The sequence below is a fragment of the Micromonospora sp. WMMD723 genome (genome assembly GCF_049863385.1).
Lineage (GTDB): Bacteria > Actinomycetota > Actinomycetes > Mycobacteriales > Micromonosporaceae > Micromonospora > Micromonospora wenchangensis.
On sequence record NZ_JBMKNR010000001.1, the window covers coordinates 1,441,182 to 1,466,498 of the forward strand.

At 74.6% G+C, this 25,317-nt stretch carries 24 protein-coding genes and 2 pseudogenes; 9 read left to right on the plus strand and 17 right to left on the minus strand.

What is annotated here, in order from left to right; all coding sequences use genetic code 11:
* Nucleotides 1-53: 53 nt before the first annotated feature.
* The 3 genes from ACN261_RS06585 to ACN261_RS06595 all read right to left on the minus strand — a co-directional run bounded on the left by ACN261_RS06585 (nucleotide 54) and on the right by ACN261_RS06595 (nucleotide 3,892).
* Nucleotides 54-1,721, minus strand: coding sequence for a fumarate hydratase (locus ACN261_RS06585; RefSeq protein WP_425848948.1), 1,668 nt, complete (start codon nucleotides 1,719-1,721; stop codon nucleotides 54-56).
* Nucleotides 1,722-1,788: 67 nt separating this feature from the next.
* On the minus strand, nucleotides 1,789-3,240 hold the full coding sequence (locus tag ACN261_RS06590) for a PQQ-binding-like beta-propeller repeat protein (protein WP_425848950.1): 1,452 nt from the start codon (nucleotides 3,238-3,240) through the stop codon (nucleotides 1,789-1,791).
* Nucleotides 3,241-3,403: 163 nt separating this feature from the next.
* A complete protein-coding gene (locus ACN261_RS06595) occupies nucleotides 3,404-3,892 on the minus strand; it encodes an Lrp/AsnC family transcriptional regulator (RefSeq protein WP_421484431.1) in 489 nt (162 codons plus the stop codon).
* 140 nt (nucleotides 3,893-4,032) lie between these two features.
* On the opposite strand from ACN261_RS06595, the gene hppD reads away from it, so the two are divergent.
* The 4 genes from hppD to hisC are packed head-to-tail and all read left to right on the plus strand — an operon-like array spanning nucleotide 4,033 to nucleotide 8,186.
* Entirely contained in the window at nucleotides 4,033-5,238 is a 1,206-nt protein-coding gene (gene hppD / locus ACN261_RS06600) for a 4-hydroxyphenylpyruvate dioxygenase (RefSeq protein WP_425848953.1), read from the plus strand.
* A gap of 11 nt (nucleotides 5,239-5,249) precedes the next feature.
* Nucleotides 5,250-5,978: an RDD family protein gene (locus tag ACN261_RS06605; RefSeq protein ID WP_421484433.1), complete on the plus strand. Its 729-nt coding sequence runs from the start codon at nucleotides 5,250-5,252 to the stop codon at nucleotides 5,976-5,978.
* Between the two features lie 40 nt (nucleotides 5,979-6,018).
* On the plus strand, nucleotides 6,019-7,086 hold the full coding sequence (locus tag ACN261_RS06610) for an RDD family protein (protein ID WP_421484434.1): 1,068 nt from the start codon (nucleotides 6,019-6,021) through the stop codon (nucleotides 7,084-7,086).
* Entirely contained in the window at nucleotides 7,083-8,186 is a 1,104-nt protein-coding gene (hisC, locus tag ACN261_RS06615; RefSeq protein WP_421484435.1) for a histidinol-phosphate transaminase, read from the plus strand. The genes ACN261_RS06610 and hisC overlap by 4 nt, the downstream gene beginning before the upstream one ends.
* Before the next feature lie 46 nt (nucleotides 8,187-8,232).
* Here the strand turns inward: hisC and ACN261_RS06620 are convergent, their stop codons facing one another.
* The 5 genes from ACN261_RS06620 to ACN261_RS06640 all read right to left on the minus strand — a co-directional run bounded on the left by ACN261_RS06620 (nucleotide 8,233) and on the right by ACN261_RS06640 (nucleotide 12,591).
* A complete protein-coding gene (locus ACN261_RS06620; protein ID WP_425848956.1) occupies nucleotides 8,233-9,480 on the minus strand; it encodes a PQQ-binding-like beta-propeller repeat protein in 1,248 nt (415 codons plus the stop codon).
* A 111-nt stretch (nucleotides 9,481-9,591) separates the two neighbouring features.
* Nucleotides 9,592-10,074 carry an SRPBCC family protein gene (locus ACN261_RS06625; protein WP_425848959.1) on the minus strand — a complete coding sequence of 161 codons (483 nt, stop codon included), beginning with the start codon at nucleotides 10,072-10,074 and terminating at the stop codon, nucleotides 9,592-9,594.
* 108 nt (nucleotides 10,075-10,182) lie between these two features.
* On the minus strand, nucleotides 10,183-10,392 hold the full coding sequence (locus ACN261_RS06630; protein ID WP_088643247.1) for a DUF397 domain-containing protein: 210 nt from the start codon (nucleotides 10,390-10,392) through the stop codon (nucleotides 10,183-10,185).
* A 154-nt stretch (nucleotides 10,393-10,546) separates the two neighbouring features.
* On the minus strand, nucleotides 10,547-11,743 hold the full coding sequence (fahA, locus tag ACN261_RS06635) for a fumarylacetoacetase (RefSeq protein WP_421484438.1): 1,197 nt from the start codon (nucleotides 11,741-11,743) through the stop codon (nucleotides 10,547-10,549).
* Nucleotides 11,740-12,591: a hypothetical protein gene (locus tag ACN261_RS06640; RefSeq protein ID WP_421484439.1), complete on the minus strand. Its 852-nt coding sequence runs from the start codon at nucleotides 12,589-12,591 to the stop codon at nucleotides 11,740-11,742. The genes fahA and ACN261_RS06640 overlap by 4 nt, the downstream gene beginning before the upstream one ends.
* 95 nt (nucleotides 12,592-12,686) lie before the next feature.
* On the opposite strand from ACN261_RS06640, the gene ACN261_RS06645 reads away from it, so the two are divergent.
* Nucleotides 12,687-13,871 carry a homogentisate 1,2-dioxygenase gene (locus ACN261_RS06645; protein WP_425848963.1) on the plus strand — a complete coding sequence of 395 codons (1,185 nt, stop codon included), beginning with the start codon at nucleotides 12,687-12,689 and terminating at the stop codon, nucleotides 13,869-13,871.
* Nucleotides 13,872-13,964: 93 nt separating this feature from the next.
* On the opposite strand, the pseudogene ACN261_RS06650 reads toward ACN261_RS06645, so the two are convergent.
* From ACN261_RS06650 to ACN261_RS06670, 5 genes and pseudogenes are all read right to left on the minus strand, one after another.
* Nucleotides 13,965-14,825: pseudogene (locus ACN261_RS06650) on the minus strand (tetratricopeptide repeat protein); the annotation flags it as partial.
* A gap of 294 nt (nucleotides 14,826-15,119) precedes the next feature.
* Nucleotides 15,120-15,317: pseudogene (locus tag ACN261_RS06655) on the minus strand (tetratricopeptide repeat protein); the annotation flags it as partial.
* 7 nt (nucleotides 15,318-15,324) lie between these two features.
* Nucleotides 15,325-15,807, minus strand: a complete 483-nt coding sequence (gene ispF, locus ACN261_RS06660) for a 2-C-methyl-D-erythritol 2,4-cyclodiphosphate synthase (protein WP_088643252.1) — start codon at nucleotides 15,805-15,807, stop codon at nucleotides 15,325-15,327.
* A 16-nt stretch (nucleotides 15,808-15,823) separates the two neighbouring features.
* Nucleotides 15,824-16,519 (minus strand): 2-C-methyl-D-erythritol 4-phosphate cytidylyltransferase, encoded by a 696-nt coding sequence (gene ispD, locus ACN261_RS06665; protein WP_425848966.1) that lies wholly within the window; start codon nucleotides 16,517-16,519, stop codon nucleotides 15,824-15,826.
* Between the two features lie 54 nt (nucleotides 16,520-16,573).
* Nucleotides 16,574-17,059 carry a CarD family transcriptional regulator gene (locus ACN261_RS06670; RefSeq protein ID WP_007073334.1) on the minus strand — a complete coding sequence of 162 codons (486 nt, stop codon included), beginning with the start codon at nucleotides 17,057-17,059 and terminating at the stop codon, nucleotides 16,574-16,576.
* A 329-nt stretch (nucleotides 17,060-17,388) separates the two neighbouring features.
* On the opposite strand from ACN261_RS06670, the gene ACN261_RS06675 reads away from it, so the two are divergent.
* Complete coding sequence (locus ACN261_RS06675) at nucleotides 17,389-18,108, plus strand: hypothetical protein (protein ID WP_421484444.1); 720 nt, start codon at nucleotides 17,389-17,391, stop codon at nucleotides 18,106-18,108.
* Between the two features lie 11 nt (nucleotides 18,109-18,119).
* Here the strand turns inward: ACN261_RS06675 and ACN261_RS06680 are convergent, their stop codons facing one another.
* From ACN261_RS06680 to ACN261_RS06695, 4 genes are all read right to left on the minus strand, one after another.
* The gene (locus ACN261_RS06680; protein ID WP_421484445.1) at nucleotides 18,120-18,683 is read right to left on the minus strand and encodes a hypothetical protein; all 564 of its coding nucleotides are present in this window, start codon (nucleotides 18,681-18,683) and stop codon (nucleotides 18,120-18,122) included.
* Nucleotides 18,684-18,832: 149 nt separating this feature from the next.
* The gene (locus ACN261_RS06685) at nucleotides 18,833-19,894 is read right to left on the minus strand and encodes a type III polyketide synthase (RefSeq protein WP_421484446.1); all 1,062 of its coding nucleotides are present in this window, start codon (nucleotides 19,892-19,894) and stop codon (nucleotides 18,833-18,835) included.
* Nucleotides 19,895-19,952: 58 nt separating this feature from the next.
* A complete protein-coding gene (locus ACN261_RS06690; RefSeq protein WP_425848970.1) occupies nucleotides 19,953-21,119 on the minus strand; it encodes an acyl-CoA dehydrogenase family protein in 1,167 nt (388 codons plus the stop codon).
* Nucleotides 21,120-21,163: 44 nt separating this feature from the next.
* Nucleotides 21,164-21,922 (minus strand): class I SAM-dependent methyltransferase, encoded by a 759-nt coding sequence (locus tag ACN261_RS06695; RefSeq protein WP_421484448.1) that lies wholly within the window; start codon nucleotides 21,920-21,922, stop codon nucleotides 21,164-21,166.
* Between ACN261_RS06695 and ACN261_RS06700 the strand changes: the two genes are divergently transcribed.
* The 3 genes from ACN261_RS06700 to radA all read left to right on the plus strand — a co-directional run bounded on the left by ACN261_RS06700 (nucleotide 21,921) and on the right by radA (nucleotide 25,310).
* Complete coding sequence (locus tag ACN261_RS06700; protein ID WP_421484449.1) at nucleotides 21,921-22,808, plus strand: UbiA family prenyltransferase; 888 nt, start codon at nucleotides 21,921-21,923, stop codon at nucleotides 22,806-22,808. The genes ACN261_RS06695 and ACN261_RS06700 overlap by 2 nt on opposite strands.
* Nucleotides 22,809-22,950: 142 nt before the next feature.
* Nucleotides 22,951-23,772: a hypothetical protein gene (locus ACN261_RS06705; protein ID WP_421484450.1), complete on the plus strand. Its 822-nt coding sequence runs from the start codon at nucleotides 22,951-22,953 to the stop codon at nucleotides 23,770-23,772.
* A gap of 86 nt (nucleotides 23,773-23,858) precedes the next feature.
* Complete coding sequence (radA, locus tag ACN261_RS06710; RefSeq protein WP_421484451.1) at nucleotides 23,859-25,310, plus strand: DNA repair protein RadA; 1,452 nt, start codon at nucleotides 23,859-23,861, stop codon at nucleotides 25,308-25,310.
* Nucleotides 25,311-25,317: the final 7 nt, after the last annotated feature.

Genomic DNA, 25,317 nt, shown 5'->3' on the forward strand with positions numbered 1-25,317 from the left:
TCGAAGGGGGCACCGGGCCGCACCCGGTGCCCCCTTCGTGGCTTACGGAACGGTCAGCGGCGGCCGACCGTCAGCACCGGCTTGGTGACCTCGGCGAAGAAGTCGTTGCCCTTGTCGTCGACGACGATGAAGGCGGGGAAGTCCTCCACCTCGATCCTCCAGACCGCCTCCATGCCCAGCTCGGCGTATTCGAGCACCTCGACGTGCTTGATGCAGTCCTGGGCGAGCCGGGCCGCCGGGCCGCCGATCGAGCCGAGGTAGAACCCGCCGTGCTGCTGGCAGGAGCGGGTCACCTGGGCGGACCGGTTGCCCTTGGCCAGCATCACCTGGGAGCCGCCGGCCGCCTGGAACTTCGCCACGTACGCGTCCATCCGGCCGGCGGTGGTCGGGCCGAACGAGCCGGAGGCGTACCCCTCGGGGGTCTTGGCCGGGCCGGCGTAGTAGACGGCGTGGTCGCGCAGGTACTGCGGCATGGGCTCACCGGCGTCGAGCCGCTCGGCGATCTTGGCGTGGGCGATGTCCCGGGCGACGACCAGCGGGCCGGTCAGCGACAGCCGGGTCTTCACCGGGTACTTCGACAGCTCGGCCCGGATCTCGTCCATCGGCCGGTTGAGGTCGACGCGCACCACCTCGGAGGCGTCGAGGGTCTCGTCGGTGACGTCCGGCAGGTAGCGCGCCGGGTCGGTCTCCAGGCGCTCCAGCCACACCCCGGACGGGGTGATCTTGGCGACCGCCTGCCGGTCGGCCGAGCAGGACACGGCGATCGCCACCGGGCAGGACGCCCCGTGCCGGGGCAGCCGGACCACCCGCACGTCGTGGCAGAAGTACCGGCCGCCGAACTGTGCGCCGATGCCGAAGTTGCGGGTCAGCTCCAGCACCTCGGCCTCCAGCTCCAGGTCCCGGAAGCCGTGCGCGGTCATCGAGCCGGAGGTGGGCAGCGCGTCGAGGTACTTCGCGGAGGCGTACTTGGCGGTCTTGAGGGCGTACTCGGCGGAGGTGCCGCCGATGACGATCGCCAGGTGGTACGGCGGGCACGCCGAGGTGCCGATCAGCCGCAGCTTCTCCTCCAGGAACTGCATCATCCGCGTCGGGTTGAGCAGCGCCTTGGTCTCCTGGTAGAGGTACGACTTGTTGGCCGAGCCGCCCCCCTTGGCCATGAACAGGAACTTGTACGCGTCGGGGTGCCCGTCCGGGTCCTCGGCGTACAGCTCCACCTGGGCGGGCAGGTTGCTGCCGGTGTTCCGCTCGTCCCACATGGTCAGCGGGGCGAGCTGCGAGTACCGCAGGTTCAGCCGCGTGTACGCCTGGTAGACGCCACGCGAGATCGCCTCGGCGTCGGAGCCGTCGGTGAGCACGTGCCGGCCGCGCTTGCCCATCACGATGGCGGTGCCGGTGTCCTGGCACATCGGCAGCACGCCACCGGCGGCGATGTTGGCGTTGCGCAGCAGGTCCAGCGCGACGAACCGGTCGTTCGGCGAGGCCGCCGGATCGTCGATGATCGACCGGAGCTGGGCCAGGTGCGCCGGGCGCAGATAGTGGGCGATGTCGTGCATCGCCTCGGCGGTCAGCGCGGTCAGCGCGGCCGGCTCCACGGTCAGGAAACGGCGGCCCCCCGGGCCGTGGACGACGTCGACGCCCTCGTCGGTGACCAGGCGGTATTCGGTCTGATCCGGACCGGTCGGCAGCAAGGGGGCGTACGAGAACGCGGCGGCACTGCTCATGACGGAAAAGCCTAGGGCAGACCGGGCGATCGGTGACACCCGCCGGGTGGGTCGTGGGACGCCGCTCTCACCCGTTGCCGTTGGCGCAGAGTTCCCGTTTGGGACCGCAACTGTCCTCGGGGTCCGGCGCGCCGCCGGTCCGCCCCGGGCCGGGACCGGCACCGCCGTCCGAACCGGCCGGGGGCGCGGCGGGTGGCGGCGCACCGGCCCCCGCCCCGAACCGGACGTACCCGATCTCCCGCCCCTCGCCGACGACCATCCCGTTGGGCCCGACGGCGAGCGCGTTGGCGCTGGTCCGCAACACCACCAGTTCCTTACCGGTACGCGGGTCCACGGCGACCAGCCGGTTCGGCTTGTCCCCGGTCAGCACCGCCGCGTACGGGGTGAGCGCCGCGCCCGCCTTCGCGCCGGCCGGCCGGGTCCAGCGGGCCTTGCCGGTGCCCAGCTCCCGGGCGACCACCGAGTCCTTGTCGGCGCTACGGACCAGGGCGTACCGGTCGTCGACGGCGAGCAGTTTCTCGCCCTCGGCGTCCACCAGCAGCAGCCGGCCGTCGTACCCGTCGAGGACGGCCTCCCGCCCGTCGGGGGCCACCCCGATCAGCACGCTGCGCGCCCCCTGCGGGTCCTCCCGCTGGGCGCATCCGGCGCTGTCGGCGGTGCGCAGGTTGAACCCGCTGCGCCGCCACACCTCCTGCCCGGTGGCCGGGTCGCGCGCCGAGACGGCGTACTGGCAGCTGCCGTCGACCGACACCGCGCGGATCTTGAGCATCCGGCCGCCGACCACCGACAGCCGCTCGTCCTGGCCCGGCTCGACGTCCTGCACCACCCGGCCGGTGGCGGTGTCCACCACGTGCACCCGGCCGTCGACCGGGAAGCCGAGCAGCGGCGGGGCCGCCTCCGGCCCGGCCACCCCCTCGTCGATCCGCTGCGCGGTGAGCCGCCGGGTGCCGAGCAGGCCCGGGTTGTCGGCGAAGAGCCCGCTGCTGACGCCGGGCAGGAAGGCCGTCCACAGTGGGCTGGTGCCGCGCGGGTCCCAGGCGCTGAGCGTGCAGTCGGTGGCGGCCACGCACCGGGCGTCCAGCAGCATGTTCCGGTACGTCCAGACGGCCACCGCGTCGCCGTCGCGTCGCCGTACCGCCCCGGTGGTGGGGTCGAGCAGCTCGTACCCCTTGACCAGGAGCTTGCCGACGGCGACGACGGCGTCGCGGTCGCCGCCGGCCACCGCCGACCAGTCAGCCTTGCGTTCCCACAGTGGCGCGCCGGTGGCGAGGCTGCGCACCTCCGTGCGGGTACGTTGCTCGACCACGACGGTGTCGCCGACGATCGTGACGCTCTTCGGGGTGCCGCCGACCCGCTGCTGCCACGACACGTCCGGTTCGGAGATCGGCTCGCTGCGGTCGACCCAGTCCCACACCCCGGGGAACGGGTTCCACACCCCGGTGACGGCGAGCGCGATCACGATGACGAGCCCGAGCAGCAGCCCTCCCCGCACCCCGCCAAGGCCCTTCACACCGGACACCGTAGCGACGATCACCTCCCCGCCCCGCCCCCGCGCCGGAGTGTCGCCCCGCTTTCTCCCCGGCGGGCGGCCTACCCGTCGGGCAGATCGGACGCATCACAACATCGCCGGAATAGCGCCAACAGCGCCTTCGGATACCGCTATATCGGCCCAATTGCGTTGATCACGACCCGGCGGCCGACCGCAGCAACGGCAGCGTGCGGTACGGGATCTGCTCGGCGAGCGCGATGATCGTGGAGGCCCGGCGGATCGCGTCGGACGAGACGATCTGGTCGATCACCCGTTGCAGGTCGGTGTTGGAACGCGCCACGATCCGGCAGAGCAGGTCGCTCGCCCCGGTGATGGTGTGCGCCTCCAACACCTCCGGGATCGCCGCCAGGTGGGCGGTGACCGTGTCGTGGCCGTGCCGCTGGCTGATCTCCAGGGTGACGAAGCTGGTCACCGTGAACCCGATCGCCGCCGGGCGGATCTCCGGCCCGAACCCGCCGATCACCCCCCGGTCGACCAGCTTGTCCAGCCGGGCCTGCACGGTGCCCCGGGCCACCCCGAGCCGGCGGGAGCATTCCAGCACCCCGATCCGGGGTTCGTCGGCGAGGAGTTGGACCAGCCTGCCGTCCAGCTCGTCGAGCTGTACACCCTGTCCAGCGTTCATGGCTGGACACCCTACCGATTGCACAACCTGACCAGGGGAAAACGTGAGTGTTGCCCAGCGGACGGGCCCACCGCGATGCTGCCTGCAAGAGCTGACGGACCACCGGCCCACGACGCCGGCCGCAACCGAGGGAGGCCACCGTGACCCAGGCGATCGACCGACCCCAGTCGACCGAGGACATCGACGTCGACACGCTCGTCGGCGCAGTCGACCACGACATCACCCGTGACCCGTTCCCGGTCAAGGGCCTCGACCACGTGCACTTCCTGGTGGGCAACGCCAAGCAGGCCGCGCACTACTACTCCACCGCGTTCGGCATGACCTGCGTGGCCTACCGGGGGCCGGAGCAGGGCTACCGCGACCACGCCGAGTACGTGCTGACCAGCGGCTCGGCCCGGTTCGTGCTGACCGGCGCGGTCCGCCCCGACGCGGCCGGCGCCGACCACGTCGCGAAGCACTCCGACGGGGTCAGTGACATCGCGCTGGAGGTGCCTGACGTCGACGCCGCGTACGCGCACGCGCTGGCCCAGGGCGCTACCGGCCTGGTCGAGCCGCACGACGTGACCGACGCGTACGGCACCGTCCGGATGGCCGCCATCGCCGCGTACGGCGACACCCGGCACAGCCTGGTCGACAGGTCCCGCTACAGCGGCCCGTTCCTGCCCGGCTTCGTGGCCCGGGGCCCGATCGTCGACCGGCAGCCGATGATCGCCGCCGGCCTCCAGCCGAAGCGCTTCTTCCAGGCCGTCGACCACGTGGTCGGCAACGTGGAGCTGGGCCGGATGGACGAGTGGGTGGAGTTCTACAAGCGGGTGATGGGCTTCTCCAACATGGCCGAGTTCATCGGCGACGACATCGCCACCGACTACTCGGCGCTGATGAGCAAGGTCGTCGCCAGCGGCACCCGGAAGGTGAAGTTCCCGCTCAACGAGCCGGCGGTGGCCCGCAAGAAGTCGCAGATCGACGAGTACCTGGAGTTCTACCAGGGCCCCGGCGCGCAACACATCGCGGTCGCCACCAACGACATCCTGGCCAGCGTCGACGCGATGCGGGCGGCCGGCGTCGAGTTCCTCGACACCCCCGACTCGTACTACGACGACCCCGAGCTGCGGGCCCGGATCGGCAACGTGCGGGTACCGATCGAGGAGCTGAAGTCCCGCAAGATCCTGGTCGACCGGGACGAGGACGGCTACCTGCTCCAGATCTTCACCAAGCCGGTGCAGGACCGGCCGACGGTCTTCTTCGAGCTGATCGAGCGGCACGGCTCGCTCGGTTTCGGCAAGGGCAACTTCAAGGCGCTGTTCGAAGCCATCGAGCGTGAGCAGGAAGCGCGCGGCAATTTGTAACACTGTCTCGCGTGACGCAACCTCCGAGCTACCCGACACCGCCGGCCGGTGGGCCCGGGCCCGCCGCCGGCGGCTTCGCCCCGCCCGCCGGCCCACACCCCCAGGGGTACGCCGTGCCGCCGCAACCCGGCCCCTACGCCGCCCCGCCCGGCGGCTACCCGCGACCCGGCCCGTACGCCGGGATGCCCGGGTACCCGCCGCCGGCACCCGGCATGCCGCCGCCCGGGATGTCGCCGCGTGGGCTGCCGCTGGCCAGCTTCGGTGACCGGCTGCTCGCCCTGCTCATCGACGGGGCGGTGCTCATCGCGGCCAGCATGGTCTTCATCGTGCCGGCCTTCATCGTCTTCTTCCAGATGGTCCTGCCCGACCTGACCACCACGGCCGACGGCCGGGCCACCTCCGACCCGTTCACCAACTTCCTGATTCCGATGCTGGTGTTGCAGGGCGTGATCTTCGTGGTGGCGTTCGCCCTGAGCTACGTCTACCAGGTCGAGATGATGTTCAAGACCGGGCAGACCATCGGCAAGCGGGTGATGAAGATCCAGGTGGTGCCGCTCGACCCGGCCGCCACGCTGACCCGTACGGCCGCGGCCAAGCGGTGGGCCGCCTACCAGATCGGCGGGGCGGTCATTCCCGTCTTCAGCTACCTCGACGGGCTGTGGCAGCTCTGGGACAAGCCGTGGCAGCAGTGCCTCCACGACAAGTTCGCCGGCACCATCGTCGTTAAGGTTGCCGGGTGAGCGAGCAGAGCGACCGCACCGGACAGCGCAGGCCGAGACCGTGAGCGTGCAACCAGGTTGGTACGTCGACCCGGCCGAGCCGACCACCCGACGGTGGTGGGACGGCGAGGGCTGGATCGGTGCCCCGATCCCGGTCGACGCCACCCCACCCGACGGCCCGCCCCCGCCCGAGCCGGAGCCCGCCGCCGAGCCGCCCGCCCCGACCTCCCCCGCCGGAGCCGCCCCGTCCTCCGACCAGCACCCGTCGGCCGCTCCCGGCACGCCGGCCGCGCCGGGCCCACCCTGGGCGGGCCAGCCCTGGACCGGGCAACCCGGCGCCGGCCAGCCCGGCACCGGACAGCCGTGGGCGGGACAGCCGGGCGCAGGCCAGCCCGGGGCGCCGGGGCAGCCCTGGACCGGACAGCCGTGGGCGGGACAGCCGGGAGCAGGCCAGCCCGGCGGGCCGCCGCCCGGGTGGCCGTACCCGACCTGGCCGGGGCGTCCGCCGGAACCACGGCCGCACGGGGTGCCGCTGGCCGGCTACGGTGCCCGGCTGCTCGCCCGGCTGGTCGACTTCGGGGTCGTCCTCGGGCTCAACGCGGTGGTCAACGGCTGGTTCGTCTGGCGGTACTTCGAGGAGACCGCGCCCTACCTGCGCGAGGCAGTCCGGCGGGCGATGGCCGGCGACTCCTCGCGGGAGGGGCTGCCCGCCATCGGTGAGCAGGCCGGCGGCCTCCAGATCGCCATCCTGGTCATCGCGACCGCGCTCTGGTTCGCCTACGAGGTGCCGACGATGGCCTCCGGCGGGCAGACCCTGGGCAAGCGGCTGCTGCGCATCCGGGCGGTCCCCGTCGACGCCGACCAGCCGCTCGGCTTCGGCCGGGCCACCCGGCGGTGGAGCACCATGGGCATGCCCACCCTGCTCTGGTTCTGCTGCGGCTTCGGCCTGCTGCTCCAGTTCGTCGACGCGGTCTCCGCGCTGTTCGACCACCCGCTGCGGCAGGCGCTGCACGACAAGCGGGCCCAGACGGTCGTGGTGCGGGTGCCGCGCGCCGACCACCCGGACGCCCCCACCGACGACACCGCCACCGACCGCACCGACCCCGAGCCCCCGGGAGACACCCCATGACCGACACCGGACGCCACCAGCCCCCGCTGCGACTGACCCGCGCCGACCTGGACGCCCTGCCGAACTACGTGCCCGGCCGCAGCCCGGCCGACCTGGCCCGCGAGCTGGGCCTGGCCGAGGCGATCAAGCTGGCCAGCAACGAGGTGCCGTACGGGCCGCTGCCCGGGGTGGTCGAGGCGGTCACCGAGGCGGTCACCGGGTCGCACCGCTACCCCGACATGGGCGTGGTGGCGCTGCGCACCGCGCTCGCCGAGCGGTACGGCGTGGACCCGGACCGGATCGCCACCGGCTGCGGGTCGGTGGCGCTGGCCGAGCACCTGGTCCGGGCCACCTGCCTGCCCGGCGACGAACTGCTCTACTCGTGGCGCTCGTTCGAGGCGTACCCGATCATCGCGGCGACCAGCGGCGCGAGCAGCGTGCGGGTGCCCAACGACGCCGGCCACGGGCACGACCTGGCGGCGATGGCCGCGGCGGTGACCGACCGGACCCGGATGGTGCTGGTCTGCAACCCCAACAACCCCACCGGCACGGCCGTACGCGGGCCGGAGCTGGACCGCTTCCTCGACGCCGTCGGCGACGACGTGCTCGTCGTCATCGACGAGGCGTACCGGGAGTTCGTCACCGACCCGCAGGTGCCCGACGGGCTGACGTATCTCGACCGGCCCAACGTGGTGGTGCTGCGCACCCTGTCCAAGGCGTGGGGCCTGGCCGGGTTGCGGATCGGCTGGCTGGTCGGTGCCCCGGAGGTCGCCGCCGCGGTCCGCAAGGTGGTCACCCCGTTCTCCACCAGCACGGCGGCGCAGGCGGGGGCGCTGGCCGCGCTCGCCCAGGCCGACGAGGTCGAACGCCGCTGCGCGCTGGTCGTGGCGGAACGGGACCGGGTCACCGCGGCGCTGCGCAAGTTCGTCCCCGACGTGCCGTCCAGCCAGGCCAACTTCGTCTGGCTGCCGCTGGGCGAGGGGGCCGTGGAGTTCGGCCGGGCCTGCGAGGCGCGCGGCGTGATCGTCCGGCCGTTCCCCGGCGACGGCGTCCGGGTCACCATCGGCACCCCGGCCGAGAACGACGCCTTCCTGGCCGTGGCGGAGGCCGCCCTGTCCTGAACCACCCCCGGACACCGACCCGGCCCACCGGCCGGGTCGGGCCGGGTCAGGTCGCGGCGAGCACGACCGGCTCGGCCATCAGGAAGTACGCCTGGTCGTCGTCGTCCGGGCCGGCGCGCTCCCGCAACCGTTCCACCGCGACGTAGCCGCCGGCCGCGTACGCCCGGCCGGGCTTCCAGCCGATGCCGTCCCGCCCGGGGGTCATCGGGAACCGGGACCGCTGCGCACCGGTGACCGGGTCGAGGGTGACCAGTTCCCGGCGTTCGGTCAGCACGTAGAGCCGACCGGCCTCGGTGGCGAGGATCGTCACCGGGCCCAGGTCACCGCGCTGCCAGCGGCCCTTGCCGCTGCGCGCCTCCCAGCCCTTGAGCACCCCGCCGTCGTCGCCGACGGCCAGTTCCCCGACCAGGGTGGTGCCGGCGGCGTCCAGGGCGGGGGCGGCCATCGGCGCACCCGGGCCGACCTGCCAGCCCCGGCCGCCGGAGCCGCCGTCGGTGCGCAGCCCCCGGCACTGCGAGCGGGGGGTGAGGCAGCCGACCGGGGTGACGGTGAACCGCTCGGGTGCGTCCGGGGGCCGCCAGCGGGTGCCCACCGTGCCGGTGGCGACGGCGCGGAACTCCACGGCCGTCGGGCCGGCGCAGGAGTCGACGGAGAAGACCTGCCCGGCGGCGGTGGTGCCCAGGTCGGTACGGCAGTCCCGGCCACCGTCGACCCGCCACAGCTCCCGCCCGTCGGCGAGGTCGTAGCCGCGCAGGCCGTCCCGGCCGGAGACGACCAGCACCGTCAGGCTTCCGGGGGCGGGGGCGACGGAGATGCCGTGCGGGTCCCAGACGGTGGCCGCCCCGGTGCGCCGGGCGGGGGTCGCGGCGTACGGCGTCGGCCCGTCGACCCGCCAGGCGACCGTGCCGGTGAGCCCGTCCAGGGCCACCAGCTTCCCGTCCGACCAGCGGCTGAGCACCATCGTGCCGGCCGCCAGCACCCCGTCGAGGGTGGCCGGCCAGCGCCGGTACGACCAGAACGGGGTGACCCGGTTGCGGCTGTCGGCGGGCTGGTCGGCATAGAGCTGGCGCTCGGCGGCGTAGACCCGCAGCCGGCCCGCCACCACCAGCGGCGCGACCGGCAGCCGACCCACCACGCCGACGGCCGGGGTGCCGGCGGGCGGCGGTGCGCCCCGGGCGGGCGTGACGACCTCGGCGGGGGCGAGCACCCGGTAGCCGATGCCGGCGACCGCCACGAGGATGAGCAGCGTGGTGACCGCGACCACGAGTCGCCGCCGTCCCTTCGGGAATCCCATGCCCACCTCCGCCCGGCACCCTACCCAGACGTCCCCCCTGGGGACCGGTCAGGTCGCGTCGCGTCGCGCGAACGAAGTCGGGCCGGCGGACCGCCGGTGCCCGGACGCGGATCAGGCGGCGGTGGCCCGGCCGGTGCTGCGCACGGTGGCGGCCAGCGCGGTCAGGTCGTGCCGGATCGCACCCTCCACCGTCCGGGCGGCCAGGCCGCCGAAGAGCAGCGCCATCACCCGCCCGTACGGGGCGGTCGGCAGCGCCCGGTGTTCGACAGTGACGGCGGTGCCGACCCGGCGACGACGTCGGACGGCGCGCAGGGTCCAGGTGATCCGGTAGTCCACCCCGATACCCGGGGAGGCGAGCACCAGCCGGTGTGCCGGCTCGGCGGTCAGGACCAGGAACTCCTCCGGCTGGTCGCCGCCGTCCGGGCGGGTCCGGGTCTCCCGCCAGGCGGTGCCCGGCCCGAACGGCCCGGGGGTGAGCAGCTCGACGGAGCTGACCGTGCAGAGCCAGTCGACCCGGACGGGCAGGTCGGTCAGGCGTTCCCACACGTCGACGGCCGTCGCCTCGATGACATCGGTGACCGCAACCGTCGACATGGCACCTCCCGTGTCGTCCACCGTACGGCGGGTGAGCGTCCGACGGGGGGCCGTACGGTGAAATTTCCGTCACCGGCGTCCCGGGTGGGGACGCCGGTGACGGGGCGGTCAGGGACGGAAGGTCCCCTGCCGGACGGCGTCGACGAACGCCGTCCAACCCGGTGGGCCGATGACCAGGGCCGGGCCCGACGGGTCCTTGGAGTCGCGTACCCCGACCACGGCCCGGGTGCGGACGAGGTTGTCCGCCACCTCCACACAGAGCCCCTGGTCGTTCGAGCGGCTACTGGTGCGCCACACCGCGCCGACGAGATCGTTCATGCTCGTACCTCCTCTCCACTGGGACGTGCCACGCCGACGCGCCCCGCGCCGCCGACGGGAGACGGCGGCGCGGGGCGTACGGCGGAATCCGGTGGGAGAAACGCGGCAGGGGCGTCGGACGGTCGGACAGCGGGTGCGACCGTCAGGCGTCGGCTCAGCGGGCGGGCAGGATGCGCCCGGTGACCTCGCCGAGGGCGATGGTGGAGCCGTCCGGGCCGGGCGCGGTGGCCCGCAGCGTGACGGTGTCGCCGTCGGCGAGGAAGGTGCGGGTGTCCCCGCCGACGGTGACCGGTTCGGCCCCGCCCCAGGTCAGTTCCAGGAACGAGCCCACCTGGCCGCGCTCGGGGCCGGAGACGGTGCCCGAGGCGTACAGGTCGCCGGTCCGCAGGGACGCGCCGTTGACGGTGAGGTGGGCCAACTGCTGGGCGGGGGTCCAGTACATGCCGGCGAACGGCGGCTCGGTGACCCGCTCGCCGTTCCACTCGACTTCCAGTCGCAGGTCGAGGCCCAGGTGCGGGGTCTGGCGCAGGTAGTCCTGCACCGGCGGGTCCTGCCGCGGGGCGGGCACGAACGCGTCGGCAAGGGCGTCCAGCGGGGTCACCCAGGCGGAGACGGAGGTGGCGAAGGACTTGCCGAGGAACGGCCCGAGCGGCTGGTATTCCCATGCCTGGATATCCCGGGCCGACCAGTCGTTGACCAGCACCACCCCGAACACGTGGTCGGCGAAGTCGCCGGTGGGCACCCGGTCGCCGAGCGCGCTCGGCACGCCGACCACGAAGCCCACCTCGGCCTCGATGTCGAGGCGTACCGACGGGCCGACGGTGGGACCCTCGGCGGTGGCGCGCTGCCCGCTCGGGCGGACGACCGGGGTGCCGGAGACCACCACCGTGCCGGCCCGGCCGTGGTAGCCGATCGGCAGGTGCTTCCAGTTCGGCAGCAGCGGCGGCTGGCCGGGGCGGAAGATCTGCCCGACGTTGCCGGCGTGGTGCTCGGAGGAGTAGAAGTCGACGTAGTCGGCCACCTCGAACGGCAGCAGCAGCTCGACCGCGGCCAGCGGCAGCAGCAGCGGCTCGACGGCCGCCCGGTGCGCCGGCTCGGTGAGCAGTTCGACGATGCGCTGCCGGACCGAGGTCCACTGCGGGCGGCCGAGCGCCATGAAGTCGTTGAGGGTGGGCCGGCGCAACGCCCCGGCGGCGAGGACCAGCCCGGCCTCCTCGGCTGCCGCCAGGTCGAACACCAGGTCGGCGACGCGTACGCCGATCCGGGGTGGCCGCCCGTCGTGCCGGAACACCCCGTACGGCAGGTTGGTCACCCCGTACGCCGAGCCGTCCGCGCCCGTCACCCAGCTCATCTGTCGAATCCCCCGTTCACCAGCCCCAGCCGGATCAGATCGGTCAGTGGTTCCCGCACGCTGCACGAGCCGAACCCGATCCACAGCGGACGCTCGTCGTCCCGGGCCGCCCGGGCCGGCTCGACCACCCGCAGCGGGTCGGTGTCGGCGAGCAGCGCGGCGACGGCGTCCACCTCGGCGCCGCCTGCGGCGGCGAGGGTGGCGGCCAGCACGTTGCCGAAGCCGTGGTGGGTGAAGCCGGTCTCCGGGTCGATCTGGCGCAGCGCGTGGTGCAGCCCGGCGGTCAGCTTGAACGGCAGCGCCCGGTCCCGGCAGGCGCAGATCACCGCGGCCAGTTCGACGGGGGTGGGGAAGAGTTCGGCGGCCAGCCCGCCGGTGCGGAACTTCGCGGCGACCGGTTCGCCGGCCGCGCGGGCCTCGGCGAGGGTGTCCAGGGCGGCGGTCAGCCCGAAGGTCAGCGGCAGTTCGGCGTACCAGTCGAGGTCACGGTGCCCGGCGAGCACGCCGCGCAGCGCGGCCAGGCCCGGCTGGGGGTCCTCGCCGCGTCGGGCGACGGCCACCTCGACCTGCCGGACGGCGATGCCGGCGGCGGCCAGCCCGGCGAGCGCGGCGGGCACCCCGGCGACGCCGGTGTCGCCGATCAGCCCGGTCACCGTGCCCTCGGGCAGGCCGGCCAGCCCGCCGACGGCGGAGGCGGGCACCAGCAGCGGGCCGACCAGGTCGGCGTACCAGGAGGTGCGGTGTCCGTGGTGCGCCGCGATCGCGTCGGGCAGCGCCGCGCTGCCGGGCGGGAAGACGGCGGCGTCGTCGACGAGTCCGGCGAGGAGGCGGGGGACCTGCGTTGACACGAGACAAGAATCTACGGGACGCTGTCAAGGAACGGACAGTGACGTCCGGTTATCGGACGCCACCGGCCGGATATCGGGACAATACGGGAGGCGACATGCCGTACTACCGCAGCGTCGGCGAGGTTCCCCGCAAGCGGCACACCCAGTTCCGCCAGCCCGACGGCAGCCTCTACACCGAGGAGCTGATGGGTCAGGAGGGCTTCTCCGCCGACTCGTCCCTGCTCTACCACCGGCACCCGCCGACCGCGATCGTCGCCGCCGAGGAGTTCACCCCGCCCGGATACACCCGGCTGCCCAACCACCCCCTCAAGCCACGCCACCTGCAGACCCACAAGCTCGACGGCGCGGGGGCCGACCCGGTGCTCGGCCGGCGTCAGCTGCTCGCCAACGACGACGTCCGGATCGGGTACGTGCTGGCCGACCGGCCGTCCCCGCTCTACCGCAACGCCACCGGCGACGAGTGCCTCTACGTCGAGGCGGGCACACTGCGGCTGGAGTCCACCTTCGGCGCGCTCGACCTGGTCGCCGGCGACTACGCGGTCGTCCCCACCTCGACGGTGCACCGGCTGGTGCCCACCGGCGACGCCCCGGTCCGGCTGCTCACCATCGAGGCCACCGGGCACATCGGCCCGCCCAAGCGCTACCTGTCCGTACGCGGCCAGTTCCTGGAACACTCCCCGTACTGCGAGCGGGACGTCCGGGGGCCGGACGCGCCCCTGCTGGTCGACGGCACCGACGTGGAGGTGCTGGTCCGGCACCGCGCCCGGACGGCCACCGGCACCGCCTGGACCCGGCACGTCCACGCCCACCACCCGTTCGACGTGGTCGGCTGGGACGGCCACCAGTACCCGTGGGCGTTCTCCATCCACGACTTCGAGCCGATCACCGGCCGCCTGCACCAGCCGCCACCGGTGCACCAGACCTTCCAGGGCCCCAACTTCGTGATCTGCTCGTTCGTGCCCCGCAAGGTCGACTACCACCCGGACGCGATCCCGGTGCCGTACCACCACCACAACGTCGACTCCGACGAGATGCTCTTCTACACCGGCGGCAACTACGAGGCCCGGCGTGGCTCCGGCATCGGGCAGGGCTCGATCTCGCTGCACCCGTCCGGCTTCACCCACGGCCCGCAGCCCGGCGCGGCGGAACGCTCGATCGGCGTAGACTTCTTCGACGAACTGGCCGTCATGGTCGACACCTTCCGCCCCCTCGACCTCTGCGACGCCGCCGTCGAGTGCGAGGACCCGGGCTACGCCTGGACCTGGAACCGCCAGCCCTGACCCTCCGGGTGCCTCGATCAGTCACGACTCAGCGAGGGCTTCCCGGGTGGGTCGGGTCGCCCAGCCGTCGTTGACCGGAGGCGGCGCGCGAGGCTAGGACACGCCCGCACGGGTGGCGGCGACCAGAGTGGCCGGCACGGCGAGGGCGATCGCGAGCACCAGCGGCCACGGGCTGCCCACCAGGGCGAACAGCAGTAGCAGGGCCGGCCCGGCCGGGACGGCGTACACGGCGAACGCCAACGCGCGGTCCTCGCGGCGCAGCGCCGGCAGGACCACCCGGCCCAGCTCGGGCACCCGCCGGGACAGCCGCCAGGCCAGCAGCGCGCCACCGGCCGCCGCCAGCACCGCCACCACCCGGCTCGCCCCCGCCCCGCCGGCCGCCAGGAACGCGAGCAGCAGGCTGGCGACCAGCGACCAGCCGCTGCCGATCAGGACGAGCCGACGCAGCCCGGCCCAGAGCGGCAGCTTCTCGGCCCGCGCCGGCTGCACCGGCGCCAACGCGGCCACCTGTTCCAGCGCCAGCACCCAGCGCCGCCGCTCCAACCGCAGCACCCCCGGGTCGTGCCGCGCCTCGGCCAGCTCCGGATCGAGCCGCAGCGCCTCCCGGTAGGCCCGCTCGGCCAGGTCGAACAGCTCCAGCCGGCCGGCGACCAGGGCCAGCACCAGATGCGCCTGCGGCTCGTCGGGGGCCAACTCCACCCCACGCCAGGCCGCGTTCAGCGCCGGCTGGCCGTTGCGCGCCTCGGCCAGGATCGCCGCCGCGCTCCGCTGGGCGTACGCGTCACCCGGCCCGGCCGCCAGGATCCGATCGGCGGTACGCGCCGACTCGGCGTACTCCCCCAGGTCGGTGAGGGCGATGGCCCGGACGACCAGCGCGGCGGTCGGCACCCTCGCCCCGGCCTCCCCCGACGGGCCGGATCCGCCGGCCGGGCCGGCGGGGGCAGGTGCACCGGCCGGGCCGGGCAAGGAGGGTGTCCCCGGCCGGTCAGGGCCGAACGGCGGTGCGGGCCGGTCCGGCGACGATCCGGACGGGTCGGGCAACGTCGGTGGGCCCGCCTCCCCCGGCGTCGCCCATGATCCGGTAGGGCCGGCCGGCGTCGGCCCACCTGCCTGGTCAACCGGGCCCGGGGGCACAGCCGACCCCGGAGGCACAACCGACCCCGACGACACGGCGGGCCCCGGGGGCACAGGCGGGTGCGGCGGTCCGGGGAGCGGTGGGATGTCGGGGCGGGGTGGGGCGATCGCCGCGTCGGCGGCGGCGAGCGCCTCGCCGGGGCGGCCGGCCGCGAGGTGCAGCCGGGCCAGCAGCGTCAGCGCGGCCGGGTCGGCGGGGGCCAGGGCGAGCGCGAAGCCCAGTTCCTCGGTGGCCTCGTCGTGGCGGCCCAGCTCGGCCAGGAGCTGGGCCCGCTGCCGGTAGCCGTCCAGCGGCGACTCGTCGTCGGTCATCGCGGCCCTACCCGGCCGACGCGTCGTAGACCAGGGCCACCGCGATGCCGGCGAGCCCCTCGCCCCGCCCGGTGAAGCCGAGACCGTCGCTGGTGGCGGCGGTGACGGTGACCGGTGCGCCGACCGCCGCGGAGAGCACCTGCTGCGCCTCGTCGCGCCGTGGCCCGATCCGGGGCCGGTTGCCGACGACCTGCACCGAGACGTTGCCGATCGCGTACCCGGCGGCGCGGACCCGGCGGGCGGACTCGGTGAGCAGCGTGACCCCGGAGGCGGCGGCCCACTCCGGCTGGTCCACCCCGAAGTTCGCCCCGAGATCACCGAGCCCGGCGGCGGAGAGCAGCGCGTTGCAGGCGGCGTGGGCGACCACGTCGGCGTCGGAGTGCCCGGCCAGGCCGTCCTCGCCCGGCCAGTGCAGGCCGGCCAGCCAGCACGGCCGGCCGGCCGCGAAGGCGTGGATGTCGGTGCCGACGGCGACCCTGGGAACGATCATGGATCGAGGGTACGCGTCAGTGCCCGGCGGCCAGCAGGTGCTCGGCCAGGGTCAGGTCGAACGGGCGGGTGACCTTCAGCGCGTACTCCGAGCCGGGGACGCAGAACACCGGCACCCCCTGCTGCTCGACCAGGCCGGCGTCGTCGGTGAGCGGGTCACCGGCGGCGGCGTGCGCGGCGGCGAGCACCTCCCGGCGGAAACCCTGCGGGGTCTGCACGGCCCGCAGGGCCGACCTGTCGACGGTGGCGAGGACGACGCCGGCAGCGTCCACCCGCTTGATCGTGTCGCTGACCGGGAGCACCGGGATCACCGCGTCGTGCCCGGCCCGGACGGCTGCCGCCACCGCCTCGACGAGCGCGGGCGGGGTGAGCGCCCGCGCCGCGTCGTGCACCAGCACGATGTCGGGGCCGGACGGCACCGCTGCCAGCGCGTTCGCCACCGACGCCTGGCGTTCGACACCGCCCGCCACCACCAGGACCGGGGCGAGCGGGGTCAGCAGCTGCCGGACGGCGTCGACCTCGGTGGCCGGCGCGGCGACGACGACGGTGTGCACCGACGGGGCGGCGGCGATCCGGCGTACCACGTGCACCAGCAGGGGTTCACCGCCGAGGAGCCGGAGCGCCTTGGGACCGCCCGGCCCGAGCCGTACGCCGGCACCGGCCGCAGGAACGAGGACCGCGACGTCACCGCGCGGATTGAGCTGCGCAGTCACGTCGCGGTCCTCGGGAATTCTTCGCTGCGGGGTGGGTACGACGATGCGGTGGGATCAGGCCTCGGTGAGGACCTTGTCGAGCAGCGTCTCCGCCTCGTCCTTGGTGCTCTTCTCAGCCAGCGCGACCTCGCCGACGAGAATGTCGCGGGCCTTGGCGAGCATGCGCTTCTCACCCGCCGACAGGCCCCGCTCCCGCTCCCGACGCCACAGGTCGCGGACGACCTCGGCGACCTTCAGCGGGTTGCCGGAGGCCAGCTTCTCCAGATTCGCCTTGTAACGCCGCGACCAGTTGGTCGGCTCTTCGGTGTGCGGTGCACGGAGCACGTCGAAGACCTTTCCCAGGCCCTCTTCGCCGACCACCTCACGCACACCCACGATCTCGGCGTTCTCGGCCGGCACCCGGACCGTCAGGTCACCCTGCGCGACCCTCAGGACGAGGTACTGCTTGGGTTCGCCCTTGATGACCCGAGTCTCGATTGCCTCGATGAGTGCGGCCCCGTGGTGGGGGTAAACAACGGTCTCGCCGACGCTGAAAACCATAGGTTCGAAACCCCTTTCGCTGTGTCTAGGGTAACACGCTCAGGCACCAATGTCCCGCTGCCGTCCTGACCGTTGGCGCAGCTCAGGGGCCCTGTGAGAGGCGTTGCTTCGGCTTGACAGGCGGCCAAACCAGTGGTTCAAACACGCTCCGTGAGCAGCGGATGACAACCCGGTACGGGTGATCGGAGCGCGGATTTCTCGGGCTATGCGCTCTTCCCATGGTAGCCCGGCGGCCCTCCGGTCGCCCAGGTCTGGCGGCAGGAGGGTCCGTGCGGGACGCTGGAGAGGTACCGCACACCGCTCGCCGCACCGCTGACCCGGGGGGTCCGATGGGCATGCCCGACGCCGAGGGACACGGACTGCCCGACCTGCCGCCGGAGTGGGGGCGGGTGGTGGTGCCTGACGACGCGTCGGCGCTCGCCGAGGAGGCCGCCCAGCTCCGCCGCGAGCTGCGCCGGCAGGCCCGGCCCGGCCGGTGGCGACGCCGGCTGGGGTTGACCGCGCGCCCCGACGGGCGGCCACCGCTCGGGCTGCCCCTGCTGATACTCCTGGTGGCGGTGCTCGCCACCACCGTCGGGTTGGTCACCGTCACCTGGCCCCGGTCGTCCCGGGGCACCGAACGACCCACCGTCCTGCCGCAGACGGGCACGTCGGTGCCGCTGGTCGGGCGGTCGCTGCCCGCGCTGGACCTGGTCGACGTCGACCAGCGGCCGGTCCCGCTGCGCGGCCTGCTACCCGCGATGATCATCCTGGTCGACGGCTGCGCCTGCGCCGAGCAGGTGGCCGCCGCCGCCAGCGCCGCCCCGGACGGGGTACGGGTGGTGAGCGTCGCCGCCGGACGGAAGGTCACCCCCGCGCCACCGGTCGGCGGACCGGTCCGCGCCCTCGCCGATCCCGCCGGCGGGCTACGCGCCGCGTTGCACCTGCCCGCCCAGGCCGGTGCCGCCCCGGCGCTGCTGGTGGACCGGGCCGGCACGGTCGTCCGGGTGCTGCCGGAGCTGGGTGCCGCCGCCGACTACCGGGGCGACCTGATCGGGCTCGGCGGCTGAACGGGGCCGGATCAGGGCACCGCGACGACCTGCGCCTCCAGCTCGACCGAGCCCGGCCCGACCACCGAGAACTCCAACCGGGTGCCCCCGTCCGGGCCGCGCAGCTCCCAGGCCACCAGTTCGCCGTCGCAGGCCGTCCGCCGGTGCTGCGGCGGATCGTCGTGCAGCACCGAGACCAGCAGCGTCCCGTCGCCCGAGCAGCGGTACTGGAAGAGATGCCTCGCGCCGTCCGGGGCCGACTCCCGGCGTACCGGCGCCCGGCCGGACACCAGGGTCATCCGCTCCCGCCAGGTGGTGTCGGTGAACGTCGGCAGCCCCACGTCCGGGTCGCCGGAGGTCCCGGGCAGCTCGGTCGCGCCCAGGACCCGCCCGGTGCGAACGTCGATCACCACCACCCGTCGGGTGGCCTCCGCGCCGGCCGACGGCTGCGGTGACCCCGTCGCCGCCGAGCCCACCGGGTCGACCGCCGGGGCGGTGGCCGACCACCACCAGCCGCCCCCGACCAGGGCGAGCAGGGCCACGCCGGCCAGCGCCGCACCGCGCAGCCGATCACCGCCGACCCTCTCGACCCCCACCCGGCGAGGGTAACCAGCGGTCGACGGCGGCGCTCGGCGCAGCGCCGACCACACCCGCCCTGACCAGGTAGTCCACCTCACCGTGGGCGCTCCCGGCCGGCCCGACCGGGAGTGGTTCAGGCCGGGGTGCGGTGGCGGGTGGAGGAGGCTCAGGAGCGGCGTTCGAGCAGGGCGGCGTAGAGGGTCAGTCCCGGGCCGAAGGCGAGCAGCACGATCCACCGGGGCGGTGCCGCCGCCCGCAGCAGCCGCTCCAGGATCAGCAGCACCGTGGGCGACGAGCAGTTGCCGTGCGCGTCCAGCACCGCCCGGGAGGCCGCCAACGCGTCGTCGGGCAGGGCCAGCTCCCGCTCCACCACGTTGAGGATGCGCGGGCCGCCCGGGTGAACCGCCCAGCCGTCCACCTCGGCGACCGTCGTGCCGTGCCGGGCCAGCAGGCCGTCCACCAGCCCCCGGACGTGCGCCGAGAGCACCTGCGGGACCTTCGGCGACAGGCCCATCCGGAACCCGGTGTCGGTGACGTCCCAGGTCATGTGGTCGGCGGTGGAGGTGTCGGTCACCGAGGCGACCTCGCGCAGCACGTACCCCCGGCCGGTGGTGTCGGTGCCGGGAACCAGCACGGTGGCGACCGCCGCGTCGGAGAAGAGGGCGTGCGAGATGATCTGCTGGGTGTCCATCCGGGCCGAGGACGGCTGGATGTGCAGGCTGGTCAGCTCGGCGCAGAGCAGCAGCGCCGGCCGGCCCCGCGCGGTCACGAAGTCACCCGCCGCGCCCAGCCCTGGCAGGGCCGCGTAACAGCCCATGTGCCCGACGAACATCCGCTGGCAGTCCGGGGCCATGCCCAGGTCCCGGGCGAGCAGGATGTCCAGCCCGGGGGTGGCGTAGCCGGTGCAGGAGCAGACCACGAACAGCCCGAGGTCACCGGCGGCGAGGCCGGCGGCGGTCAACGCCCGGCCGATGGCCTCCTTGCCCAGTGGCAGCGCCTCCACCTGGTACCGCCGCATCCGCCTGTCGGTCGGCCAGTCGGAAACGTCCTCCAGCAGCGGGTTGACCGCCGCCTGCCGGTGGGACACCCCCGAGTTGGCGAAGATCCGCTCGGCCAGTGCCCGGGTGGGACCCGAGAAGTGCTTCGCGAAGTAGCCCGTCCAGAGTTCGTCCTGGGCGGCGCCGGGCGGGTGTGCCGCCCCCAGCCCCGCGATCAACGGCACAGCCATCTGTCCCCGCCTCTCGTCCGCACTGCCCGTCCGGTGGTCGCCCCGACCCCCGTCACCCTCACCAACGAGGGGCCGTTCCGTCGCGGTCCGGGTCACCCCCGAGCACCGCCACCCCGAGCCAGTCGGCGCACACGTCGGAGGTCGCCGGATGCAGCGAGCCGCAGCGGGCGTCCCGGTAGAGCCGTTCCAGTGGATGCCCCCGGCGGGTCGCCGACGTCCCGGCCGCCTCCAGCATGGACGCCGCCACCTCCGCCGCCGTGGTGCCGGCGAGCAGCTTCGCCCGCCACACCCACCGGTTCGTCTCGGCGTCGCCGGGGGCGTCGTCGACCCGGCGGGCCGCCTCGGCCACCACCAGCTCCGCCGCCGCCACCGCCGCGTCCGCCCGGCCGAGCCGGGCCCGCACCGCCGGCAGACCGCCGAGGTCCCGCGCGGTGAGGTGCTCGGCGGCGGCGTCCACCGCCGCCCGGGCGACCCCCACGTAGACGGCGGCGTAACTCGCCACCAGCCAGTGCGGCATGAGCTGGGCGACCACCAGGGCCAGCCCCTCCACGCCACCGAGCAGCCGGTCCGTCGGCACCGTCACGTCCAGGTGCAGGTCGTGCGACGAGGTGGCCCGCATGCCCAGGGCGTCCCAGGTCGGCTCCACGGTCACCCCCGTGCCGGCGGGCACCAGGAACTGGGACACCAGCGAGGGGTCGGCGGCGCTACGGGCGGCCACCAGGTAGCCGTCGGCGTGCCCGGCCCCGGAGCAGAAGGTCTTGCTCCCCTTGATCCGCCAGCCGCCGTCGACCGGTTCGTAGACCGTGCTGAGCCGGGACAACCGGGCCCCCGCGCCGCGTTCGCTCATCGCCACCGCGTACCAGGCGCCCTCGGCCGCCGCGCGCAGCAGCCGGTCCCGGGCGGCCAGCGCCTCGTCCGGTACGCCCAGCGCCTCGGCCAGTTCCTCGGTCACCGCGCCGAGCGCGCCGGTGACCGAGGCGTGCATGTTGAACACCAGCGCGGTCGCGCCGTTGCCCCGGGCCAGTTCGGTGGCGACCGCCGCGTACCTGGCGAAGGAGGCTCCCGCGCCGCCCAGCACGGTCGGGACCATCAGCCCGAACAGCCCGGACTCCCGCAGGTCGGCGAAGTCGTCGACCGGGAACGTGCCGTCCCGGTCGTGCCCGGGGGCGCGGGCGGCGAACCTCGGTGCCAACCGACGGGCCACCGCCGGTGCGTCCACAGTCATACGGTCCCCTTCCTGGGTGTTCCTGGTACCCCGAACCGGGGCGGCTAGCCGTGCCGGACGCCCCGGCCCTGGTAGAGCACCGCCGTCGACCAGGTCGGACGGATCGCGGGCCCGTCGTGGGGGACGTCGCGGGCGGCACCCCCACGGGAACGCCGCACCAGCCAGCCCAGCGTCGCCCGCAACCCCGGCCGGACCCCCCGCACCCGCAGGGTGACGCCGTGCCTGGCGCACTCGACGACCAGCGCCCGGTCGTCCACGAACAACCGTGGGTCGTGGATGCCCCGGGGCACGGTGGGCAGGCGTTCACCCAGCTCCACCGCGACCAGCCGGGCCAGCAGCGTGTCGTTGAGGGTGTCCAGCACGAGCAGCCCGCCGGGGCGCAGCAGCCGGCACGCTTCGGCGACCGCCGCCCGCCAGTCCGGTACGTGCTCCAGCACCTCGCCGGCCGCCACCACGTCGGCGCACCCGTCGGCGAGCGGCACCGCCGTGACGTCACCGGCCAGCGTGGTGACGCCGTGCGCCGCCGCCTGTTCCAGGGCCGACCGGGTGAGGTCCACCCCGACGTGCCGGTAGCCCTTGCCGGCCAGGTGGGGCGCCATCAGCCCGGCGCCGCAGCCCAGGTCGACCAGGACCGCGTCGGGCCGGGCCGCCGGCGGTACCAGGGCGGCGCGGGCCCGGGCCAGCCAGTGCAGCATCGCGAACGCGCCGTCGGGCCGCCACCACTCGCCGGCCAGGTCGTCGTACTGGCGGGGATCGTTGGGGGGCAGCACGCGTACACCGTCGGACACCGGACCGTGACCCATGGCATCGAGCGTGGCACGACCGGCCGGTAACGACCAGACTTCCCTTATGTGGCGGACGGTGTTAGGGCTGGTCAAAGCGAGTCATCCGGAACCGGGCCTGGCCGTGACCACGGTGGCCGGGCTGCTCGCCGTCGCGGTCGGTCACCGTCCGGCCGGGACGGTCGCCGTGGTGCTCACCGTGCTGTCCAGTCAGCTCGCCGTCGGCTGGACCAACGACGCGGTGGACGCCGGGCGGGACGCCACGGTGGGGCGTACCGACAAGCCGGTCGCCGCGGGGGCGGTGGGCCGCCGGACCGTGGTGGTGGCCGCCGTGCTGGCCGCGCTCGCCACCCCGCTGCTGGCGCTGACCACCACCCCGGTCGCCGCGCTCTGCTACACCGTGGGCCTGGTCTCGGCGCTGCTCTACGACTGGCCGCTGAAGTCCACCCCGGTCTCGGTGCTGCCGTACGCGGTCTCCTTCGGCTCGCTGCCCGCCTTCGTGGTGCTCGCCCTGCCGGGGGCGCCCACGCCGCCGCTCTGGCTGGTCGTCGCGGCGGCCTGCCTGGGCGCGGGAGCGCACTTCGCCAACGTGCTGCCGGACCTGGCCGACGACGCCCGGACCGGGGTACGCGGGCTGCCGCACCGCCTCGGTGCCACCGGCAGCCGGCTGGCCGCCGCGGGACTGCTGCTCGCCGCCACCGTCGCCCTGGTCCTCGGGCCACCCGGGTCGCCGTCGTGGGTCGGCTGGTCGGCGGTCGCGGCGGCCGTCGCGGTGCCGGCCGTCGGCTGGTACGCGGGCCGCGCCGCCACCCGGCGCGACGGCCGCTCGGTGGCCGCCTTCCGGGCGGTACTGGTGGTGGCCCTGATCGATGTGCTGCTGCTGGTGGCGAGCGGTCGGGTGGTCTGACCGGCACCCGCCCGGGTGGCGGCACCGGGTCCGTGTGCGGCCCTCGATCAGCCCCAACTACCCTGGAGCGCGGTCTGCGCGGGTATGACCACCCCGCGCCCGGGGCACGCACCGGGTGGGGATCGTGACGAGGAGGACCGACGTGACGCGCTCGATCAGGGGTTCCCGGCGGGCCACCCTGCTGCTGTCCGGCCTGGCGGGGGCGACCGCCCTGCTGGCGACGGGCTGCGGGGCGGGCCAGGTGTCCGAGACCGCCAACAAGCAGCCGTCGGTCCAGGGGGTCAACGTCCAGACGTCGGACAACGCGTACAAGGTGCGTGGCCTCTACGTCGACTACCCGGGCGAGGACGGTCTCACCGCAGGTGCGAACGCCGCGCTCAACGCCGTGATCTACAACGACACCCGGGACCCGGTCACCGTCACCGTCACCACCGACAGCGCCCGGCAGATCGTGCTCACCGGGGCCGCCGGCTCGGCCAGCCCCTCCGACTCCGCCTCCCCCTCGGAGAGCGGCTCGCCGTCCGGAAGCGCCTCCCCGTCCGAGGGGGCCTCCCCGTCGGGCAGCGCCTCGCCGGCCGAGGGCGCTTCCCCGTCCGGGAGCGCGTCGCCATCCGAAGGTGCCTCGCCGTCCGAGGGTGCCTCGCCGTCGGAGGGCGCTTCGCCCTCCGAAGGCGCCTCCCCGTCGGCGCCGGCCGGCCAGCCGGCCCGGATCGAGATCCCGGCCCTCGGGTACGTGCAGCTCAACGTGCAGAACGGCCAGCACCTCCAGCTCGTCGGGCTGAACGAGGCACTGCGCACCGGGCAGCAGGTCAACCTGACCTTCGACTTCGGCGACGGCCGTACCGTCAGCACCCCGGTCCCGGTCGGGGTGCCGCTGAGCCCGGCGCCCCAGTCCTCCCCGATCGTGCACCGCGAGGGTGGCGAGGAGAGCGGCCAGGAGGGCAGCTCCGGCCACGGCGGCTGACCCCACGGGCGAGACACCGACACCGCCGGCGTGGCGACGACCACGCCGGCGGTGTTTTCGTCACCGGTGAGGGTTAGCGTCCTGGGGTGACCACCCCCCGATCGACTCCCGCCCGTGGCGCGTCCGGCGCGTCCCGGGGCCGGGCCGCCCGCGAACCCCGCCCCGCCTACGCGTGCGACGCCTGCGGCCACCAGCCGCCCAAGTGGGTCGGGCGGTGCCCGGAGTGCGGCGAGTGGGGTTCGGTGGTCGAGTCCACCGTCACCGGGCCGGTCGTCTCCGGCCGGGTGGTCAGCTCCCGGATGCCGGCCGAGCCGGCCCGGCCGATCGCCACGATCAGCGCCGCGCCGGCCCGCGCCCGCCCCACCGGGGTCAGCGAACTCGACCGGGTCCTCGGCGGCGGCCTGGTCCCCGGCGCGGTGGTCCTGCTCGCCGGGGAGCCGGGGGTCGGCAAGTCCACCCTGCTGCTCGACGTGGCGCAGCAGTGGGCGGCCACCGCCGGCAGCCCGTCGCTGGTGGTCAGCGGCGAGGAGTCGGTCAGCCAGGTCCGGTTGCGCGCCGAGCGGATGGGTGCCCTGCACGAACAGCTCTGGCTGGCCGCCGAGAGCGACCTGAGCGCCGTCCTGGGTCACCTCGACGCGGTCAAGCCGGGTCTGCTCGTCCTCGACTCGGTGCAGACCATCTCCACCACCGGGGCCGAGGGGGTGCAGGGCGGGGTCACCCAGGTCCGGGCCGTCACCGCCGCCCTGGTCGCGGTCGCCAAGGAACGCGGCATCGCCACCGTGCTGGTCGGTCACGTCACCAAGGACGGTCAGGTCGCCGGCCCCCGCGTGCTGGAACACCTGGTCGACGTCGTGCTGCACTTCGAGGGGGACAAGCACTCCTCGCTGCGGATGGTCCGGGGGATCAAGAACCGGTTCGGCGCGGCCGACGAGGTCGGCTGCTTCGAGATGCACGAGGGGGGCATCAGCAGCCTGGCCGACCCGTCCGGGCTCTTCCTCACCCGCTACTCCGAGCCGGTCCCGGGCACCTGCGTCACGGTGGCGATGGAGGGGCGGCGGGCGCTGCTGACCGAGGTGCAGGCGCTGATCGGCGCGACGGTGGCCGGGTCGCCCCGGCGTACCGTCTCGGGGCTCGACGGGGCCCGGCTGGCCATGGTGCTGGCGGTGCTGCAACGCCGTACCGAACGGCTGACCCTGCACGACCGGGAGGTCTTCGCGGCCACCGTCGGCGGCATCCGGGTCGTCGAGCCGGCCGCCGATCTCGCGGTCGCGCTGGCGGTCGCCTCCGGCGGGCTCAACCTGGCCATCGCGCCGCACCTGGTGGCGATCGGCGAGGTCGGGCTGACCGGCGAGGTGCGCCGGGTCGGTGCCGTCCCCCGCCGGCTCGCCGAGGCGGCCCGGCTCGGCTTCCGGATGGCCCTGGTGCCGCCCGGGTGCGGCCCCGAGAGCACCGGCGCCGGCCCGGACAGCATGCGGGTGACCGAGGTCACGGACGTCCGGTCGGCGCTCCAGGCGGTCGCCCGCGCATCCGCGGAGTGACCGAGGG